Genomic DNA, 20,680 nt, shown 5'->3' with positions numbered 1-20,680 from the left:
TTTTTTATGGCATAAATAGAAATAATATCAAATTAATATATAGTATTTACTCACCGAGCTGATAAAAGCTTTTGACAAACTCAATGACCGTATTTAGTGGCGGGGTGGTAAATCTTTGCGCTTTAATTGCCGGACTGATAGACGTTTTGTTTACTCCCGGCAAATTTGTCAAGTTTCTGCCAAAATCGGGGTGATAGTGAATCATCAAAGTTTCGGCGCTGGAGTTAGCGAGTACAGTTTGGGTAGGCGATTGGAAAAAACTTGACATCGGTTCGCGATCGAGGCGAATCGGCTGAATTTTCATTTCCCCTATTTTTCTCATTGTTTTGGTCAGGGCTACGTTTAATTGCACTACCATATTTGACACTCTGACGCCCAGGTTATTACCACTTTGGGGTTGAATCATCTTGATCAGAGTAATCAAATTTTTCTGAGTGAATGCTGCATCACTAAAGGGAATAATTGCAACGAAAGCTGTGGGAAATAGTTGATCGTCCTGCTCTATTTTAAATGATATGATTGTGCGTCTGGAATTAACTTCGATACTGGGAGGATGATTCAAAGCAGGGTATTGACGGGCAATTTGGCGGTAGGTAGCTGCAAGGACAAAGTTAGCATCCGGGTCGAGGGGTCGATCGACAATAATTTGAACTGTCGGCGGTGTAGCATTGAAAAACCTTTGAGATTCTTCTGGGGTAAAGCGCTGAATGTGGCTGCGATCGCCGTTAGGACTGAGGTCAACCCAATCGCAGGTAATGTCATCTGCTTTCACATCAAACCTAGACACCGCGTAAATTTTTGCCCCCGTCAGGGCCGCCCCCGTCAAATCTGCGCCCACCCAATCAGCGTGAATCAAATTCGCTTGAGTCAAATCCGCGTGTACCAGAGTAGCGTTCAACAGATTGACATTGCTCAAATTTGCCCCGTACAAGTTGGCCCCGCTCAATCTCGCTTCGTCGAGGTCAGCGCCGGTTAGGTTCGCCCCGCTGAGGTCAGCCCACCGGAGATTAGCGCCTCGCAAGTCAGCGCCGCTAAGGTTTGCTTGAGACAGATTAGCTTGTCTGAGTTCGGCATTGCAGAGGTTGACTCCTCGCAAGTCTGCCCTGCTGAGGTCGGATCTGTGCAAGTTGGCCCGTTCCAAGTTGGCCGCTGTTAGAAAAGCGCCTCTCAGGTGAGCCCCGCTGAGGTCGGCTTGCTCTAGATTGGCTTCTCTGAGGGTTGCTTCTCTCAAATCTGCTTCGCTGAGATTTGCACCGGTCAAGTTGGCACTGCTGAGGTTGGCTCGAATCAGTTCAGATCTGATCATTGTAGCTTCGACGAGTTTGGCTTCGCTGAGGTCGGCTCGAATCAAGTTGGCCACGTTGAGGATAGCGCCGCTGAGGTTGGCTTGGTGGAGATTAGCACCGCTGAGTCTGGCAACATTGAGTTTGGCTTTTCTCATGTTGGCGTTTGACAAATTGGTGCCGCTCATGTTGGTGAGGCTCAAGATTGCCTCACTGAAATTAGCCCCGCTGAGATCGATCCTGCTGAGATTTGCCTCGCAAAGGAGGATGGCAGTAAAATCTCTTTCTCCTGCTGCATATTTGGTGATGAGTTCTTCGGCATCCATGCTTTTCAATTTCCCTGATGTCTTAGTTAGAACAAAGCTTTATTGTGCCAACCTTTAAACTAGAATAAGCATTTTTTGTAACTTGATGCAATATGCCTAGACATCTATATTGTGGAAGCCTTTTATAAAATCCAAAATGCTAGTGATATTAGCTTGAGCCAATTTTGTGCTTTCGGCTAACTTAGCCGATGTTGAGTTACTCAGATCGTATTTTTTAATCAGGCGCTTGCCGAAGCCTGGGTGGTGATATACGCTGAGTCTTTGATCGCGGGAATTAATTAAGCTCATCTGTGTGGGTATTTGAAAGAAATTGATGCTTTCACCGATTTTGGGAAAAGAACTGGAAATTTTGATTTGGTCTACTTTGCTGATAGCTTGGTTAAGAGCTTTGCTGCATAACTGGACGTGTTTAGATTCTTTGACGTTAAGTTTGCCTGCATCGTGGGATTGAATCATTTTCATCAAAGCTATTAGGTTTTTTTGAGTTATGGCAGCGTCGTTAAAAGGAATGATGGCAACGTAAGCGGTGGCAAATAATTTATCGTCGCTGTCCATTTTAAATGCGAGTACGGTGCGCCGGGAGCTGACTTCGATCGTGGGAGGCTGACTTAAACTTGGGTATTGTTGGGCAATTTGGTAATAAGTTGCAGCTAGTGCAAAATGAGCGCCTTGGTCTAAGGGCGAGTCAATTACAATCCGAACTGTGGGCAAGGTTTCATGAAAAAATTCGTGGGTTCCTCCCGAGTTCAACCAGTAAATTTGGCTGTGGTCGCCGTTGGGGCTAAGATCAACCCACTTGCAGGTCATGCCTTCGGTTTTGATGCCGAGTCGCGAAACTGCGTGAAGTTTGGCTCCGGTTAAGGTGGCTCCGGTTAAGTCGGCTCCAATCCAGTCGGCGCGGATCAGATAGGCATTTGTCAAGTCGGCGTGAACTAAGCTGGCATTCAGCAAGTTGGCGTGGCAGAGGTCGGCTCGGCTGAGGTCGGCACCGCTCAATTTGGCTTCGCTGAGGTCTGCCCAGCGGAGATTGCAGCCGCTGAGGATGGCCCAGCGCAGATTGACGCCGCTGAGGTCGGCGCCGCTGAGTACGGCTTGAGTGAGGTTGGCTTGTCTCAGTTCTGTGCCTCGCAAGTCTGCGCCGCTGAGGTCGGCGCGGCTAAGGTCGGCTCCTTGCAGGTTGGCTTGTTCGAGGTTGGCTTCTGTCAAGCACGCGCCGCTGAGGTGAGCGCCTCGAAGGTTGGCTTGAGCGAGGTTGGCTCCTCGAAGGGTGGCTTCGGTGAGGGTGGCGCCGCTGAGGTTTGCGCCGCTGAGGTTTGCGCCGCTGAGTTCGGCTCGAATCAGCTCGGCTCTGATCAGTTTGGCTCCTATGAGTATGGCTTTTTTGAGGTCAACTCGCACTAGGTAAGCGACGTTGAGGTCGGCGTCGGTGAGGTCGGCGCCGCCTAGATGGGCGCCACTGAGTCTGGCGATGTTGAGTTTGGCACCTGTGAGGTTGGTTTTGCTGAGGTTGGCTCCGCTCAGGTTTGCTACACTCAGATTCGCACCCTTGAGGTTGGCTCCGCTCAAGTTGACGCCGCTGAGGTTGGCCTCAGTCAGGTTGATTCCGGCAAAGTTTCTTTCTCCGGCGGCATATTTTTTCAGGAGTTCCTCGACTGTCATGGGGGCGGCACCGTATCAAATATCCCCATTTTATTGCTATGAATATCGGTATTGTAGGACTGGGTTTAATTGGTGGCTCGATCGGGCTGGATTTGCGATCGCGCGGGTTTAATGTTTTTGGGGTGTCGAGTCGGCAGCAGACTTGCGATCGGGCGCAAGCTCGCGGTGTTGTCAATGAAGCCAGCATACACCTGTCTCTGATCGCAGCAGCGGATGTGGTTTTTATTTGCACGCCACTCGGCTCGATCGAGCTGATCGTCCGAGAGTTGATGCCCTATCTTTCCCCTGATACTATTGTAACCGATGTCGGTTCCGTAAAAACACCCATAGTGCAGGCTGTGTCTCCTCTGTGGCCGAATTTTGTGGGGGGACACCCGATGGCGGGGACTGCTGAAAGCGGAATTGAGGCGGCGATGCCGGATTTGTTTGTGGGCCGGCCTTATGTGGTGACGCCGACTGCCCAAACGCCGACGCTTGCGGTGGATAAGGTTGAGGAAATTGCGCGGTTGCTAGGTGCTAAAGTTTACCGATGTGAGCCGGAAGAACACGATCGAGCTGTGGCTTGGATTTCTCATTTGCCGCTCATGGCGAGCGCGACGCTGGTTGCGGCCTGCGATCGAGAGGGCGATCGAGATATTGTTAATTTAGCCCAACATTTGGCGAGTTCGGGTTTTCGGGATACGAGCCGCGTTGGGGGCGGCAATCCCGAGCTGGGAGTGATGGTGGCCAAGTACAATCGAGAGGAATTGTTGCGATCGCTCTCTATTTACCGCGACAGTCTCGACGAGTTCATCAGCGATATCGAAGCTCAAAATTGGGAAGGTCTCGAACACAAGCTGAAGCTGACTCAACAAGCGAGACAGAATTACAAATTGTGATCCAAAAATTACTTAAAACTTTCCCCGTCTCGATTATGATTTGTGGACGGCTATATATTGAGTTTCAATGTACACTTATTCTCGACTCAAGCGATTTTTACTGGGTGAATCTCTCCCCACTAGCGCATCTATTCATGAACGCCTGAGCAACGCTACAGGACTAGCTGTTCTGGCTTCCGATGCACTGTCATCTGTTGCCTACGCTACTCAAGAAACTCTGCTGGTACTGTTACTAGCGGGCAGTAGCAGTTTGAGTTTATCGCTGCCTATTTCTGGAATTATTATTTTACTGTTGGCGATCGTGGCGCTGTCTTACCGACAGACAATTAAAGCGTACCCTAACGGCGGTGGCGCTTACATTGTAGCGCGAGAAAATTTAGGTATTTATCCTGGCTTGATTGCAGCAGCTTCGCTGATGATTGATTACATTTTAACTGTAACAGTGAGTATTTCGGCTGGGGTGGCGGCCCTAACTTCAGCAGTTCCCTCGCTGCAACCCTACACAGTTGAACTGTGCTTAGTTTTTATTGTCCTAATCATGTTTGCCAATCTCAGGGGATTGCGGGAATCGGGCAATATATTTATGGTTCCCACCTATGGGTTTCTCGTTGGGATTTTTGTTTTGATTGGCTGCGGTTTATTCCAACAGGCAACAGGTAATGTTATGCCGACATTACAAAATATTCCCGCTAAGGAACCTTTGGGATTATTTCTGCTGGCGCGCGCTTTTGCGGCGGGCTGTACAGCCCTGACTGGAGTTGAAGCCATATCAGACGGGGTGTTGGCTTTTAAGCCTCCTGAATGGAAAAATGCGCGCCTGACTTTGAGCTATATGGGGGGAATTCTGGGAGCGATGTTTTTGGGAATTAGTTACTTGGCTCATATTTATCAGGTGATTCCTACAGAACATGAAACGCTCCTTTCTGTATTGGGAAAACAAATTTTTGGTGTCGGTATATTTTATTACTATTTGCAGGCAGCAACTCTGTTGATTTTGCTGTTGGCTGCGAATACGAGTTATGCAGATTTTCCGCGACTTTGTTATTTTTTGGCGCGGGACGGGTTCTTGCCGAGGCAATTGTCGCTGTTGGGCGATCGCCTAGTTTATTCTAATGGGATTAATCTGCTAAGCTTCTGCGCTGCTCTTTTAATTATCATCTTTCGAGGCAATACGAGCGCGGTGCTTCCCCTGTATGCGGTTGGAGTTTTCACTTCTTTTACTCTCTCCCAATCGGGAATGGTAATTCACTGGTTTAAGGAACGAGGTAAAGGTTGGCAAGTTAGTGCTGTGATGAACGGTATTGGTGCAGTGGCAACAACGGCAGTTTTGGCTGTAATCCTCGCTACAAAATTCCTTTTGGGAGCTTGGGTTGTCGTAGTAACTATTCCTATCGTAGTCACTCTATTTTTAGCTATTCACCGGCACTATCGCTATGTAGCAGCTCGCTTGAGCATTCAGGGAATAGAACCGAGGTCTTATCTTCGCAGACCTAGAGTTAAAACGGTGACACATCCGGCAGTGGTGTTAGTCGGGCAGTTGCACCGAGGAACTTTCGAGGCCCTCGATTACGCTCGTTTAATTGCTGATGAAGTTGTGGCAGTTCACGTAGATATTGGTTTGACCGATCGAGAAAAATTACAATTAGCGTGGAAAGATTTGCAGTCTGATATTCCTTTGGAAATCCTGGACTCACCTTACCGTTCTGTTAGTTCGGCTTTGACACACTTTTTGGCTTTGTTTGAAGAGCAGCGACCGGGAGTATATTTAACGCTGATCATTCCGGCTTTTGTGACGCGAAATTGGTGGGAGGGACTGCTGCACAATCAAACTGCTTTCTTTTTGAAAGCGGCTTTGCGGGCTAAAAGAAGTCGGGTTGTAACAACGGTTAGATATTATCTTTAAGTGGGGATAGGCAACCACGGGGGATTGCCCCTACTTCCTCGCAAGTAAGACTGGAATTCGGTCACGCGCTGGCCCAATAAACCCGGTTTGTTCGCAAAATCTTTCGTTTGGATGCTATTTTTCTACGAGAAACCGGGTTTTTGACACTGCTGGGTAAATCATATATATTTATTAAATATTCACTAAAAGGGTTGACAGATTAGAAATGATATACAATAAATTTAGTCATTAGATAATTGCCTTTCAACTTATCTTGAAAAAGATTGCGGCTGCTGCACTCAAATCTTTTTTTGCCTCAAAAATCTCTTCAACTACTGGGGGTTAGTATGCAACCCGCAACAGACTATTTATGCCCCTGTCAAAAAACTTGAATAGGTTTTTGCGAGCTTTGTCTATGCCAAGTCTGGATGTTAGTTACAGCACCAAAGTCTACTTTATTTCTCTCAATAGTTCTTTGAAAGAACACTGGCAAGATCCCAGTGCCACAAGAGAATTCAATAGTTCTTTGAAAGAACACTGGCAAGATCCCAGTGGGGAGCGTGTCACTTTGGTGATGAATCTAAATACTCATAATAATCCCCATAACTGTTTTAGCTATCATCAGTAAAATACGCAATAATTATCATGTCTTCCCACTTGAGATAGAATCATGACAGCCGAACAACAACAGGCAATTAAAACACATATAGATGCTATTTCTGCCATTTTTTATGCTGATTGTGATCGTGAATTTTCCGACCTTAGAAGATATTGATCTCGCAGTCATAGAACAAGTTTTGCCTCATGTGAAACCGCATATCGGATTTTTTTCTACTCAGCTAGCGGTACAAAAGCAGGAAGAATAAAAACCTTAAAAATGACTCTATGTAATTTAAGTATTACCCAGAAGCAAGCAGATTAACTAGGCTATGGTAGTAAGTTGAGTGCACATTTAGAAAACTGTTGCTTAAGACAAGCGTGCCAATGTTGCTTATAATCATGCAGCCCAAGATATTGAGTATATAACGAGGGTGACTGTTCCGTCTAAAACACAACACAGATTAGTACATTCTCAAGACTTCGACCACCCCAGAGCAACAGAAGATATTTCGGAGCTAAGCACCGATGGTGGAAAAGTACGACTGAGCGCACTTTTCCTGAGAAAAATCTGAAGGTAAAGACTATAAATTAATTGTGTCGCCAGCTTGTAGAGTGGCTAGTTTCAATCAAAATGATCTCATTGATTGGGCAAATAAACAACTGTTAGCAAACCCTATCACTTGCTTAGGTGATGGACATGATGGGGTGTGGAATATATTTAAGGACATCAGTTGTGAATAGGAGAGCAGAGAAATTCTCGATTGGTATCATCTCACTGAAAATCTTCAGAAAGTAGGCGGTTCAATTAAGCTACTCAAGCAAGCAGAAGCATACTTGTGGAAAGGGAATGTAGAGAGTGCGGGCGCTCTATTTACAAAGCTAAAGAAAAAATCAGCATTGAATTTTTGCAAATATGAAGGAAAAGCACAAAGAAAGGATTATCAACTATGAAGTTTTCTCCAGGGATGGCATCTGTTCAATTGGTTCGGGAGCGGTAGAATCAGGCATGATATCATTTCCGGTTACACTCATACATGATGTTGACGGTTGACTGTTGACGCCGTGAACAGTCAACCGCCAACAGTCAACAGTCAACCGTGAACTCGAATTTACTATTCCGATGCTAACGGATTTGATATGAAGCAAATAGCCAGACGAATTAAAATATCTGAAGCGAGTTTAAAATCAGAATATGTGGGACAAGTATTAGCTCCTAGTTGTGCTTACTTGAACGGCTTAATTGGTAATCAGCGAAAACCGGCCTGAGTATAATTACTCCCTGCAAAAGTGAAATGCTCTTCTTTCCTTCTGCCTCCTGCCTCAAAACTCCTGCCTCAAAACTCCAATTTCTAGCTTGGCTGCAAAAGTGAGATTCTCCTTACATACCTTCGGACTCTGATGCGATCGGGCGATCGACAAAACTGCAATAGAGAAACCGCACAACCGTTTCCTGACAACCGTTTCCTTACCCGCTTTGTTAAATTTGCATAAATTTTCAGTAAATACCGATCTACACACTCCCCAAACCCAAAGTTAAAATATACCCAATAAAAAATAGCTCCTCCTAGCTGTTTTTTGGCCCGCTAAATATCAGGGAGTGCATCTACGTGTCAATATATAAAACGCTCAAAGGCAGAGCCACTACACCTGCCGCAGGTTTTACAATGCTTGAGCTATTGATAATTATTTTAATCATAGGAATATTTTGTGCGATCGTCGCCCCCTCTTGGCTAATGTTTATCAACAACCACCGTTTAAAAGTATCGCTCGATCGAGCTTATTGGGCAATGGAACTTGCACACAGCAACGCCAAACGGGACAAAATTTCATGGCAAGCCAGCTTCAAAGAAGTAGGAGAAAATGTACAAATAGCAGTTCACCCAGCCGACATTTCCCCAGCCCAAGTACCAGCCAGTCAATGGAAAAACCTAGAACCGCAAATTCAAATAGATACAGATGAAACAACAGTGCTCCAAGTAAATGAAAACAACGAGCAAAAAACAAACGGCACAATCCGGCGAGTCATGTTCAACCATCGAGGTTGCCCCGTATCTCGAAGCGACCACGACTGCACCCTAACGAGTATAAGAGCCAAAGGAACCCTAACGCTATATCATCCCAACTTAAGAAACAGCCAACGCTGCATCATCATCTCCACTCTTTTAGGACATAAACGCACCTCCAAAAAACAATCAACACCCAACGAAAACAAAAGATATTGTTACTGACAAGGCGATGGCGTGCCGCCCCGCCAGCTACGATTATTTTGGGGGTAGGGAAACGGCATTGCGCTGTCCTCAATAGCCGTGTTGTCTAGCGTCATATCCGATCGCCCGATGAATCATTGTGGCGTAGGAAAACGGCATTGCGCTGTCCTCAATAGCCTTGTTGTCGATCGTTAAATGCGATCGCCCGATGAATCATTGTGGCGTAGGAAAACGGCATTGCGCTGTCCTCAATAGCCTTGTTGTCGATCGTTACATTCGATGTCAATTCCTGACGCCACATCTCAGATATAATCAACTACTTCTTACTCGGCGCAATCTTTTCAATAGAAATCAGCGCCTCCATCACCGACTCCACAATCGGCGCCGCCACAGTACCCCCCGAAGAACCCTCCTTCGGCTCATCAATCACCGCCAAAACCACATACCGAGGAGCCTCCACAGGCATGATCCCCACAAAGCTAGTAATAATCGCCTTGTCAGAATAACCCCCACCAGCCTTAGCTTTTTGAGCCGTGCCCGTTTTTCCAGCAATCCGATACCCAGGAATTTGTGCAGCTTTCCCCGTACCACCATCAACCACAGTTTCCATCATTTCTAAAACCTGCTTAGTAGTTTCCGGCGAAAAAACCTGCTTGGGAACCGCCCTCGGAAGCTTCCAATAAGCTTCACCATCCCTATCAAAAAGTCCCCGCACCACGTGAGGAGTCACCAACTTGCCACCGTTAGCCAAAGCCCCGTTAAGCTGCACCAACTGCATCGGAGTAATTGAAAAACCTTGCCCAAAAGCCGTAGTAGCAACTTCCACAGGAGAGTTAATAAATTGCTCTCGATTTTTAAGTTGACTGGTTACTTCAAAAGGCAAATCAGTTCCTGCAGTTTGTCCGAGTCCGAGTTTTTCTAAAGCTTGATAGTAAAGAGAAGGTTTCATGGTTTTCATAATGTGCACCATCCCCACATTACTAGAATGTTTCAAAATCTCAGTAACAGTCGAAGGGCCGCGCGCGCCGGCTCTTTGGTAATCGGAATTTTGGATAGTCCAGGGATTCATGTAAATCCGACCTTCATCGTTAAACACAGTATTAGGTTTCACCGCACCCGCTTCCAGAGCGATCGCCACATTAATCGCTTTAAAAGTCGAACCAGGCTCATAAACATCAGTTACAGCCCAATTTTTATAGCGCGACAAATCGAAATTAAAATATTGATTCGGGTCATAAGAAGGTTCCGCCACAACTGACAGCAATTCCCCGTTACGGGCATCCATCACAATCACCGTGCCCCGCTTCGCATCGTGTTGCTTCATTTTTTCCTTGAGGGCACTTCGGGCAGCCCGCTGCAAGCGAGTGTCGATCGTCAATTGCAATTTCAAGTCATCAAGCTGCACAAATCCCGCCGTCAGCCGATCGGGAACCCAATTCCCATTGCTCGACCTGCTAAACTGAATCGACGGCATTGATCGTTCCAACAAATTCTGCTGGCTGTATTCCACCCCGGCTTGTCCCTTCCGTTCCCCGTCCACATAACCGAGAATATCCGCCGCCAACTCCTGCTGCGGGTAAAAACGCTGCTGCTGCCGCAGCAACTCCAAGCCATCGACCAGAGTACCTTTAATTTGCATCCCAGCGACGCGATCGGCAACTTCTTGAGGCAGAGAGTCCGCAATTGTAATACCGCTTTCAGCAAGATTAAACCTGCGTATCAATTCAGTTTCCGACGTAGTTCCCGGACTCAGATCGATCGCCAGCATCGGAGCCAATTTAGCAGCAATTTCCGCCTTCGAGTGGTTAAACAACTTCGGGTGAGCGTAGAGCGTGTACACCTGTCTGTCGATCGCCAAAACATTCCCTGCGCGGTCAATTATCGGGCGTCTCGGTACAAACGGCTTCGTTTTGAGAGTTTGCTGCTGCTCGGCCTGTTTACGCAGCGCCGGAGCTCGCGTCACCTGCAAATAAAACAAATTCACAGCCAGCCCTAGCCCCCCCAGCATCAACACCGCCCACACGGCCCACAAACGGAACTTGCTGCGCTTTAAACGCTCCACCGGCCGCCCCCAAGATGCAGCCGTCTGTTGTGGCGATCGGCCGAAACTGCCCGAAGATTTAGGTTTGGCTGGTTTTTCCCACCCAGTACGCGCGGCGAAGCTATCCCGTAGGGAATCGCCCGCCTGTTTTGTGCGTTTGAAATTCGGCGATCTGTAGCGGTCAAAACGGGGGTCGTAGCTCATGGCATTAAAAATTCAATAGCAAGTTAGAGCGTTTTAGAATTTATAATTTCTAACTTAAATCTTAAAAGATAAAATTTACAACTTGGGAATGAGCAGGGTTGGGCTCACACGTACAGTTGGATTCTGGTTTTTTAAGGGGTCTTATTATTTTTAATCTGTAACTTCCGGTTGGAAGCAGAAAAATCGATCGCCACTTGCAAAAAAGTCAAACAAAAAGGAAATTAGATCCTCGGACACTCAGGCCCTCGGACACTCAGGCCCTCGGGCGCTCTCCGCTTTGACACAGGTTTAATAGCCCAGCGGTGTTTCCACACCGGCTCCCTTCTTGAGAACTGGCTCAGAATTTGGTGCCGCAACGGGCGATCGAGTTTCAGGGGCCGGCTGCAAGAAAATCGTGTCCCCCGGATTCTGCGGAGCCAAACCGGTTTCGGGATTTTGGGCTTCTTTAGCCAGTTGGTGTTTCAAGACTTCACTAGAAGCACTCAATTGCTGTTCCCGGAGGCGCAGAGTTTCCAGTTTTTGATACTCCTGACTCCAGCGCTGCTCGCCGTAAACAGTCAAGCCGTAGAGACTCAGAGCACCGCCCAAAAGCATAACTGCTACCACTGAGGAGGCGCGCTGTGCCTGCAGGAGCGATCGCAACCACACTGGCTGCTGCAGGCGATTGGGCAAGACTTTCAGCACCGATGCCGACGACTGAGCCTGAGCCTGTTCGTCGGCTGGCGAGTAGTTGGGCAATACCGGCCCTGTCTTCGCCCGCCTAGCTTTGGCAATAGAAGTAACTTTGCTTTTGGCAGCGCCAGCAGCGGGCTTGCGGGTCGAGCGGGAGCGGGGAGAATCGGGGGATCTGATAGCAGCGGTCATAGAGTTCACCAATACGTAAAGTGGGGTAGCTTCAGCTTGATTGAGGTTAAGAGTTTTTTGTCTAGACGATCGCCAGTGGTGGCCATCTGCGTTCGATCGGTTATCCTTACCAAGGATACCTCACAAGCCAACCAACCCATCCTACCACCGGTCTCTTTGACTTCAGGATTTGCCAAAAAAAAGAAATCTTTGCTGGTTAGCGATAATCTATGTGAAATTTATGAATAAATGCAGTATTGTAATCAACGAGCGAATCGTTGAGCTATTCGTGCCAGCATTGTTTCTCAAGTAAACTATTCCCTTCCTTGCGATGGGTTTTCAATGTTAAGGAGTTTTTATGAACAAGGGATTAATTCGTTTGACTTTGGCAGTGGGCTTGGCAGTAGCCCTCGGCGCCTGCGGAGGAGATACCACAACCCCCAGCTCTAGCCCCTCTCCCAGCAGCCCTGGCGGCACTGGCACTACTACTACTACTCCTCCTGCTTCTTCTCCATCTCCAAAGTCCACTCCTGGGGCTGGTGGAACTGGGGCTGGTGGAACTGGGGCTGGTGGAACAGCTTCCCCTTCTCCTAAAAAGTCTCCCTAACTAGGGCGATCCGAGAGTGTTTGCCCAACGAGCCTAGCCTCCAGGTGAAAAATTGTTCGCTCCTCGCATTTTTTCATCTCATAGGTCTAGGTCTCAAGTTGGGTGTTAGTAATTGTCTAATGCTTTTACTACTCAAGTTCACTACGTCCCCTTACAGCAGCAAATTCCGCTGATTCGCGGCGTTACAAGAGCATTCCCTTTCAACTAGAAAATTTGACTCCCGGCCTGCACGTTTTGAAACTCAAGCCTGTGACAGGATGTTTGAGGACATTGCCAGTGCTGCTGCTTCAACTGAATATCAACCGGAGGATCTCGCAGACTCGACGCAAATTTTGCACTGTCGATCGAGTCTCGCTTTCCTTCCCCGTCGCTGTTGGCTGCAGACGAGAGGAAAGCAAGCTGAGGCTTGGATGATCGAAGACTGCCTCGATGAAAGCATCGCCATTGCTACTCGATTTGTTGACGACGAGTTTCGCGTCGGTGCCGGCAAGCAAATCTACCGGTCTGTTTTGTCTGTTTTGAGCGACTTTAGTGATTCAATTGGCGCCGCGCCAGTTCGGTATTAACCATGCCTCGGCAAAACTCGCTCCAGTTGCGCCTGAATGCTGCTTTAAACCTATTCCACCGTCGCTGGTAAGCGATGTTGAGCATGGCAGATATTGCTTGCTGCTGTCGCCATGCTGAGTTTTTTAGCTTTGATTCCTCAATACCGAGTTAAGCTTCCTTCGCTGTTTGAGCGTATTGCCCAAATTCACGGGCTTTGTGGGCCAACCTAGCCTCCGGCAGGTGAAAGTCTACCGATCGGGCGATCGCCCCTACATGAAAATTCCAGGTAAACTATTATATTAACTGCTGCCCAACACTTACAGGGTTGACTTTCCGGCAGTGGCAAATCGACAATAGTTAGTTTAAAAACTTTTCATATCACATATTAAGTAATAAGTCAAGGACTTTTGGGAAAAAATATAAGTTTTTCAATTTGTTTTAATATTTCTATACTTAGATGTTAGCAGTAAAACCCCAGCTCGGCCGCCGGCAAGGTAACAGCCTGCTGTGTGTGCAAGGGCGCGCGCTGGAGCTGCAGCAGGCAAGATCGTGCTAATCAGTGGTAGGATCAGCGATCAAAAATGTATCGAAATGTAAAGTGCAGCGCCACTCTAGGTTTTGAAAGCCATTTAGTTAAAAGATTGAGGTAAGTAGTTTTATGCCCGCGACCGTCCCCTTTGAACAGATTGACCGCATTGTTTGGAATCAGCACCACGATCCATTTGAAGTGCTAGGCCCTCACGCGATCGAAGAAAATGGCAAAAAAGTCTGGGTCGTCCGAGCTTATCTGCCGAATGCGGATGCGGTATCCGTAGTTTTGCCGGAGGCCAGGGCCCAATACCCGATGAAATCAGAGCATCACCCTCACTTTTTTGAATGTACGATCGACACCCCAGAACTAGCAAACTATCAATTGCGGGTCAAAGAAGGGGAACACGAGCGCTTCATCTACGATCCCTACGCCTTTCGATCGCCCAAACTCACAGAATTCGACCAGCATCTATTCTCAGAAGGCAATCACCACCGCATTTATGAAAAACTCGGGGCGCACCTCACCGAGGTAGGTGGCATCACAGGAGTATATTTTGCCGTTTGGGCTCCGAATGCTCGCAATGTCTCTGTTTTAGGAGATTTCAACTATTGGGACGGCCGCAAACATCAAATGCGGAAATCGCAAAATGGCATCTGGGAATTATTTATTCCGGGACTATCCGTGGGAACTTCCTACAAATACGAAGTGAAAAACCAAGACGGACATCCCTACGAAAAGTCCGATCCTTACGGTTTCCAGCAAGAAGTGCGGCCGAAAACAGCATCAATTGTCACGGACTTAGACACCTACACGTGGCACGACAGCGCTTGGATCGAAAAGCGGCGACAAACAGACCCACTGACGCAGCCGGTTTCGGTTTACGAATGCCACATCGGTTCTTGGCTGCACGCCGCGACTGACGAACCCGCCGTGCGACCAAATGGGGAAATAGAACCAACCGTGCAGGTTTCGGAACTCAATCCCGGGGCGCGCTTTCTGACTTACCGGGAATTAGCCGATAGGCTGATACCCTACGTCAAAGATTTGGGATTCACTCACATCGAAATGCTGCCCATCGCGGAACATCCTTTCGACGGTTCTTGGGGCTATCAAGTCACCGGCTATTTTGCCCCAACTTCCCGCTACGGCAAACCAGAAGATTTCATGTATTTTGTTGACCAGTGCCACGCCAACGGCATTGGCGTACTCGTGGACTGGGTACCGGGACATTTCCCGAAAGACGGCCACGGTTTGGCTTTCTTTGATGGAACTCACTTGTACGAACACGCCGATCCCCGCAAGGGCGAACACAAAGAGTGGGGAACCCTAGTATTTAACTACGGCCGCAACGAAGTGCGGAATTTCCTAGTATCAAACGCTCTGTTCTGGTTTGACAAGTACCACATCGATGGGGTTCGTGTTGATGCCGTAGCCTCGATGCTTTATTTGGATTACTGCCGTGAACCGGGAGAATGGCTGACCAACCAGTACGGGGGTCGGGAAAATATCGAGGCGGCAGATTTTCTGCGTCAGGCGAATCACGTCATTTTTAGCTATTTCCCTGGTGCGCTGTCGATCGCCGAAGAATCTACCTCTTGGCCGATGGTATCTTGGCCGACCTATGTAGGTGGTTTGGGTTTCAACCTGAAGTGGAACATGGGTTGGATGCACGATATGCTCGACTATTACCACATGGACCCGTGGTTCCGCCAGTTCCACCAGAACAACATAACTTTCAGTATGTGGTACAACCACAGCGAGAATTTCATGCTGGCTTTGTCCCACGATGAGGTAGTCCACGGCAAGGCTCACATCATCGGGAAAATGCCAGGGGACGAATGGCAAAAGTTTGCAAACGTGCGGTGTTTGTTTACTTTTATGTTTACTCATCCCGGAAAGAAAACGATCTTTATGGGGATGGAGTTTGGTCAGTGGCACGAGTGGAACGTTTGGGGGGATTTGCAGTGGCAGTTGCTGCAATTCGAGCCGCACCAAAAGTTGAAGCTGTTTTTTAAGGATTTGAACAATTTGTACCGCAGCGAAACGGCACTTTACAGTCAAGATTTTGCTGAGGATGGGTTTGAGTGGATTGATTGCAGCGACAACCGACACAGTGTCGTGGCATTTGTGCGCCGAGAGAAGGATGGCGACGAGTTTGTGGTGACAGTGTGCAATTTTACGCCGCAGCCACACTCTCACTATCGCGTAGGAGTGCCGGAACCAGGTTTCTATACGGAGTTGTTTAACAGCGACGCGCGGGAGTACGGCGGCAGCAATATGGGGAATTTGGGCGGTAAGTGGACTGAGGAGTGGTGGTTCCACAACAGTGCTTATTCGATCGACTTGTGTTTGCCACCTTTGGGGGTATTGATTTTAAAGCTCGATCGGGCAAAAACAACAGCCAAATCTCAAGAGTTTTAAGTTGTGAGTCGTGAGAGTTTTGAGTTAAGAAGAATCAAAACTTTATTAAACCTAAAAATTTGAGGGTATTCAGAAACCCGGTTTCTCCAAGAAATCGGGTTTTTGGCTATCCTGAGTTTGTGGTGATAAACAAACTGCATATCCTTACTCCAAGGGCATCACCGAATCGCGAACAGTTGTGTCTGATACCGTATCTACCATAAACCCAGGAGAGCCGGGTTTTTTTGTTTTGTTGTGGCGAAAGAAGGAAGTTCTGCAACGGATTCGATTGCTTCGGATTTAAGGAATTTAATATTAATTCCGGTTGCATCGGAATGATTTAACCGCAGAGTACGCAGAGTTCACAGAGGAAGAGAAGAGAGAGATGAATAATTTTGATGCACACGGTAAGGATGTAATACCACTTCTCAATACTTCTGCTACCCATCGAGTCCGATCGGCGGGGGAACCGCGAGGGTACAAGTTCCAAATACTACCGCTAGGCGAGCTTACCTCTTACCTATTTTTAATTTCGAGTATCAGAAGCGCCAAGATTATAAGAAACTTTTGACGGTTCAACTGTTACTACTTCCGAAATAGATTGTTCGGCTGCTACCTCTAAAGTTGGTAGTGGTAGATGCTTCATTTCCCAAACTTTCAGCAAAATTAGATATTCATAAAAAGCTTGCAGCGTGCACCAAGCCAATCCGGCTTGGCCGTCAAGAAATCCGCCCAGTAAAATATACATATAGAAAAAGCGCACCACAGGCCGCAAAGGCAAGCGCAAAGAAAAATCTTTCAAAGCGCGGCGCCTTTCCACCTCCGACGCGCCAAACAATAAATCCCACCAATTTACTTGACCCGCTTCTAATTGACGAAGAGTTTCAGCCGCCTCGTCAGTCGAGTAGCGGTTGTGCTTTTCAATCCAGCGGGAAAGACCTTTGCTGCAAGTATAGTGAGGGTAAGTTTCTTTCAAAAAGTGAGTAGGCCCGTTGCAGACTTCCCGTTCAGTGTGACCGTAGTCAGTAAACCACACTCGGTCTTTGCGAAACAGACGCATTTGATAGCGGGGATATTGAGTGCTGCGGCGAATCCAGCGCTCCATAAATATTACTTTTTCAGCTACGTAATAGCCGATATATTCTTGACTTTCGATCGCCTTTAAGCATTCAGCAAACAGTGCAGGCGTCATCCGCTCGTCAGCTTCGAGGATGTAAACCCATTCGTACTTGCAGGGGACTTCTTGGAGCATCCAAGTCCGCTGGCGTCCGTGAGTTTCAAAGCGGTGCTGCACTGTTTGCACGGCATAGTTCTGAACAATCTCAAGGGTGCGATCTGTGCTGAAAGAATCAACTACAATGATATCGTCACAAAGCAGCGCCGATTCAATGCAAGCGGCGATATCAATCTCTTCGTTGTAAGTCAGAATATAAATTGAGAACATTCCCAGCTTTCAGTAAGGGCAAACTATTGGGCAAACAAACTATTTCTCAGGGATGTCTCGACCAGCACGATCCCTGCCAGCGCCGGTCAATTTTTGCGGCGGCCGAACCGCAAAATTCCCATACTTCTCAATCCCGTCCAACCAACAGTAATGTAGCCTATCGCTAACAGCAAACTGGTGATTCCCGTCTGCAAACTCGAATTTCTCGATCGAGTTCTTAACTCTTTCTCTTTTTGTTGCTTGCGGGTGCGAATCTCGTTACGAGCTTGAGTCGGAAGTGCTTGAGCTTGCTGTTCCAGGAACTTGTCAACGGCTTTCGGGTCATTTTTCGACTCCTCAAGCACAGCTTTCAATTCCTTGGGAACCTCTGGACTCTTGAGTGCTTGTTGCAGCTTCCCATTGTCTTCCAGCAGCGCCCCTATCTGGCTGCGACGCTGGCTTTTGAGCTGTTCTACCTGAGCTTTAAATTGAGGGCTTTTAAGTTGTGCCTCAAGTTGACCTTCCGCTTGTCCCGCTTCTTGATCGACTTGAGCCAGAGCATCCTTGAGTTCCAAACGAGTATTGTTGAGGTGAACGGGAACCAGAGATAGGTAAACTAGACCTAACAAGCTGGAAATCAACAGCGCCCAGAATCGCAAGTCCAGCCAAACCTTGCGTCGCTCAATAGAGACTCCACTGCTGCTGTCAACCCAAAAGCCAGTCATCAGGAGGGCGATACCGATCAAAGGAATAATGCCCCTGTCAACTATCTGAGTTGCTGCAGCCAACTGCCAGCCTCGATTGAGAAGGTCTGAAGTTTCTCCCGGCAGCGACAGAACAATGCAGTCAAGCAAAGCAGAGAGAATCAAGATAATCCCAACTACTTTTAGAGTTCGAGCAGCTACTGAAGAAAATTGACGGCTATTACTTGCTTTCATAATTCGTGTTAGATAATTCTACACCGTTAGATTCAATGGGGTAGTTGAGTGGATTTTGTTCAAGGAGTTAAGCTATTTTCCACCAAAATAGCTGCTTCGGGTACCGACCTCGACTTTCCCCTGGGTTTTCACAAGGTGCGGTTGCGACCCAAAAGGTCGAGTTTCTGCACAGCTATATAGAGTTGGACACAAAAGGCTGCGCGCTTCAGGGGTGGCTGTAAGGCTTGGTCAAGATAGCGCCCAGAAACTGCTGCAAGCAACTGCTGGCTTCTTCTATAGTCTGGCGAATCCAGCGTAAAGATTAGCTCTGCACGCTTAGGTTCCAGCTTTTAACTAGCTTTCGCTCGCGCGGCGGTGTCAGAAAGAATAGACACAGGAGGAGCGCGTTTCGCTGGGTTTCACCCCCTAGGGTTCTCACTACCCGATCGCCTGCCCGATGCGGTGGAACTCTCATCCCTTGTCTTATAGTAATTGATATAAGAGAGGGCGGGAATAAATAATTGTTTACCAACCTTTTTAACCTCCAGTTACCAACAGCAGGATACGGCAGTCACCGATAGACGAGTAGCTGTTTTTGACGGAGAAATTATGTTTTCCATATCTGCTTCGCCCTCGGTAGTTTTCCCTTATCCATTCTGGGTTAAAATTTACTATTTACTAATTAATTTTCTGCTCACCTACAAATATTAATGAGTAGGATATTGAATGATGGATTTTTTAATATCGCAAGTGCAAACATCACATTTTTTGGTAGGATAATTTGGATCGCTGTTTAAATTGGGTGGTAATGACTGCAATGATTTCTGATGTTTATACGTTGAGAGAACTTGAAAGATCGATCGCATCCGATCCGGACAAGTGGCGTCCGATCGTGTTTACTAACGGCTGCTTCGATATCCTGCACTGCGGCCACGTCCGCTATTTGCAGGCGGCCAAAAAATTGGGGCGATCGCTCGTGGTGGGATTGAATAGCGACGCCAGCGTGCAAGCTATCAAACCGCAGCAGCCGGGATTGCCGCCCCGCCCGATCGTACCGGAAAATCAGCGAGCCGAAGTGTTAGCAGCCCTCAAACCAGTAGACGCCGTAGTAATTTTTTCCGAAATTACAGCAACTAAACTGATAAATATCCTGAAGCCTGATATATACGTTAAAGGAGGCGACTATCAAGTCGAAACTCTGCCGGAAGCACCGGCCGTTATCGCCGGAGGTGGCAAGATTTCCTTGATCGAAATAGAAGTTCCGAGTTCTACCAGTGCGATCGTCAAACGCATTTTACAATTAGGTACTTAACCCTCGATCGCAAACAGCAAACAGTGAGCTAAACTCAGAAGTTGCCCCATCAAAAAACACGCTTGGTACGCGCGGCGAAGCTATTCCGTAGGGAATCGCTCGTACAACTTCATCCCAATTCCTAAGCAGGAGAGAATTTCAATGGAACTCACAAGCAATAACACGATCGCGGAAATCCTACAAAGACACAAAGCAGAGTTACTAGCAGACTGGCTCAAAGAACTGCAAAATACCGGGCTGCGGCGGGACGACTTGATGAGAGCCAAAGAATTGCGCTCCGAGTGTCAAGAGTTCCTGCAATTGCTGCACATTGCAGTCGGGAACGGTAACTTTAGCGACATCCAGACACCCGAATGGGAAAATATGCGGGTGCTGCTAGCAGAAGTTTCGCGATCGCGCGTTCAGAGAGGTTTTACTCCCTCAGAGATAGCGAGTTTCATTTTATGCTTCAAAAAGCCATTGTTCGATCGGCTTTGTCATGAACTGACAGAAAACCGCGACGCACTTGTCGAACAACTTTGGCTTTCCACCAGTTTATTAGACCAGCTCGGCCTTTGGGTGACAGAAATTTTTCTCAAAGCTCGCGAAGAAGTCATCGAACGCCAGCAGCAAGAAATGCTCGAATTGTCAACACCCGTAGTCAAACTTTGGCAAGGCATTCTCGCTTTACCCATGATCGGGACTCTCGACAGTGCCCGCACTCAAATAGTAATGGAAACTCTGTTGCAGGAAATCATGGAAACAGGCTCAGAATTTGCGATTTTAGACATTACAGGTGTGCCGACTGTTGACACTTTAGTTGCTCAACATTTATTAAAAACTGTCGCCGCCGCCCGTTTAATGGGTACTGAGTGCATCATCAGCGGCATTCGCCCGCAAATAGCTCAAACCATAGTTCATTTGGGAGTTGACTTGCAGGATATTCTGACAAAAGCGACTTTAGCAGATGCTTTTAAAGTCGCTTTGCAGCGCCAAGGTTTAACTATAAAAAATCTTAAAGAGGAAAGATAAACATATTGC

The 20,680-nt window shown here is 47.5% G+C and carries 14 protein-coding genes; 8 read left to right on the top strand and 6 right to left on the bottom strand.

Annotation, left to right across the window (positions count from 1 at the left end; genetic code table 11):
* Positions 1-46: 46 nt before the first annotated feature.
* Together QUB77_RS09340 and QUB77_RS09335 are read right to left on the bottom strand one after the other, a co-directional pair.
* Complete coding sequence (locus QUB77_RS09340; protein WP_333171637.1) at positions 47-1,609, bottom strand: pentapeptide repeat-containing protein; 1,563 nt, start codon at positions 1,607-1,609, stop codon at positions 47-49.
* A gap of 96 nt (positions 1,610-1,705) precedes the next feature.
* On the bottom strand, positions 1,706-3,268 hold the full coding sequence (locus QUB77_RS09335) for a pentapeptide repeat-containing protein (protein ID WP_333171635.1): 1,563 nt from the start codon (positions 3,266-3,268) through the stop codon (positions 1,706-1,708).
* A gap of 38 nt (positions 3,269-3,306) precedes the next feature.
* Here QUB77_RS09335 and QUB77_RS09330 point away from each other — a divergent pair, with 38 nt between their 5' ends.
* The 3 genes from QUB77_RS09330 to QUB77_RS09320 all read left to right on the top strand — a co-directional run bounded on the left by QUB77_RS09330 (position 3,307) and on the right by QUB77_RS09320 (position 8,856).
* Complete coding sequence (locus tag QUB77_RS09330; protein WP_333171633.1) at positions 3,307-4,146, top strand: prephenate/arogenate dehydrogenase; 840 nt, start codon at positions 3,307-3,309, stop codon at positions 4,144-4,146.
* Between the two features lie 67 nt (positions 4,147-4,213).
* Positions 4,214-6,049: an APC family permease gene (locus QUB77_RS09325; protein WP_333171631.1), complete on the top strand. Its 1,836-nt coding sequence runs from the start codon at positions 4,214-4,216 to the stop codon at positions 6,047-6,049.
* A gap of 2,243 nt (positions 6,050-8,292) precedes the next feature.
* Positions 8,293-8,856, top strand: a complete 564-nt coding sequence (locus tag QUB77_RS09320) for a transcriptional regulator (protein WP_333171629.1) — start codon at positions 8,293-8,295, stop codon at positions 8,854-8,856.
* Between the two features lie 295 nt (positions 8,857-9,151).
* Here the strand turns inward: QUB77_RS09320 and QUB77_RS09315 are convergent, their stop codons facing one another.
* Both QUB77_RS09315 and QUB77_RS09310 read right to left on the bottom strand, forming a co-directional pair.
* Positions 9,152-11,080 (bottom strand): penicillin-binding protein 2, encoded by a 1,929-nt coding sequence (locus QUB77_RS09315; protein ID WP_333171625.1) that lies wholly within the window; start codon positions 11,078-11,080, stop codon positions 9,152-9,154.
* Positions 11,081-11,368: 288 nt separating this feature from the next.
* Positions 11,369-11,944: a hypothetical protein gene (locus QUB77_RS09310; RefSeq protein WP_333171623.1), complete on the bottom strand. Its 576-nt coding sequence runs from the start codon at positions 11,942-11,944 to the stop codon at positions 11,369-11,371.
* A 337-nt stretch (positions 11,945-12,281) separates the two neighbouring features.
* On the opposite strand from QUB77_RS09310, the gene QUB77_RS09305 reads away from it, so the two are divergent.
* From QUB77_RS09305 to glgB, 3 genes are all read left to right on the top strand, one after another.
* On the top strand, positions 12,282-12,530 hold the full coding sequence (locus QUB77_RS09305; RefSeq protein WP_333171622.1) for a serine protease: 249 nt from the start codon (positions 12,282-12,284) through the stop codon (positions 12,528-12,530).
* Positions 12,531-12,787: 257 nt separating this feature from the next.
* A complete protein-coding gene (locus QUB77_RS09300; RefSeq protein ID WP_333171621.1) occupies positions 12,788-13,096 on the top strand; it encodes a hypothetical protein in 309 nt (102 codons plus the stop codon).
* A gap of 638 nt (positions 13,097-13,734) precedes the next feature.
* Positions 13,735-16,029, top strand: coding sequence for a 1,4-alpha-glucan branching enzyme (gene glgB / locus QUB77_RS09295; RefSeq protein ID WP_333171620.1), 2,295 nt, complete (start codon positions 13,735-13,737; stop codon positions 16,027-16,029).
* 505 nt (positions 16,030-16,534) lie between these two features.
* On the opposite strand, the gene QUB77_RS09290 is transcribed toward glgB, so the two are convergent.
* Together QUB77_RS09290 and hpsJ-B are read right to left on the bottom strand one after the other, a co-directional pair.
* Complete coding sequence (locus QUB77_RS09290; RefSeq protein ID WP_333040020.1) at positions 16,535-17,452, bottom strand: glycosyltransferase family 2 protein; 918 nt, start codon at positions 17,450-17,452, stop codon at positions 16,535-16,537.
* 86 nt (positions 17,453-17,538) lie between these two features.
* Entirely contained in the window at positions 17,539-18,369 is an 831-nt protein-coding gene (gene hpsJ-B, locus QUB77_RS09285) for a hormogonium polysaccharide biosynthesis protein HpsJ (RefSeq protein ID WP_333171618.1), read from the bottom strand.
* A gap of 796 nt (positions 18,370-19,165) precedes the next feature.
* Between hpsJ-B and rfaE2 the strand changes: the two genes are divergently transcribed.
* Together rfaE2 and QUB77_RS09275 are read left to right on the top strand one after the other, a co-directional pair.
* On the top strand, positions 19,166-19,660 hold the full coding sequence (gene rfaE2, locus QUB77_RS09280) for a D-glycero-beta-D-manno-heptose 1-phosphate adenylyltransferase (protein ID WP_445251723.1): 495 nt from the start codon (positions 19,166-19,168) through the stop codon (positions 19,658-19,660).
* Positions 19,661-19,801: 141 nt separating this feature from the next.
* Positions 19,802-20,671: an STAS domain-containing protein gene (locus tag QUB77_RS09275; RefSeq protein WP_333040028.1), complete on the top strand. Its 870-nt coding sequence runs from the start codon at positions 19,802-19,804 to the stop codon at positions 20,669-20,671.
* Positions 20,672-20,680 lie beyond the last annotated feature (9 nt).

This window comes from Microcoleus sp. AT9b-C3, assembly GCF_036705485.1.
GTDB lineage: Bacteria > Cyanobacteriota > Cyanobacteriia > Cyanobacteriales > Microcoleaceae > Microcoleus.
This window is presented reverse-complemented; position numbering and strand designations above follow the sequence as displayed.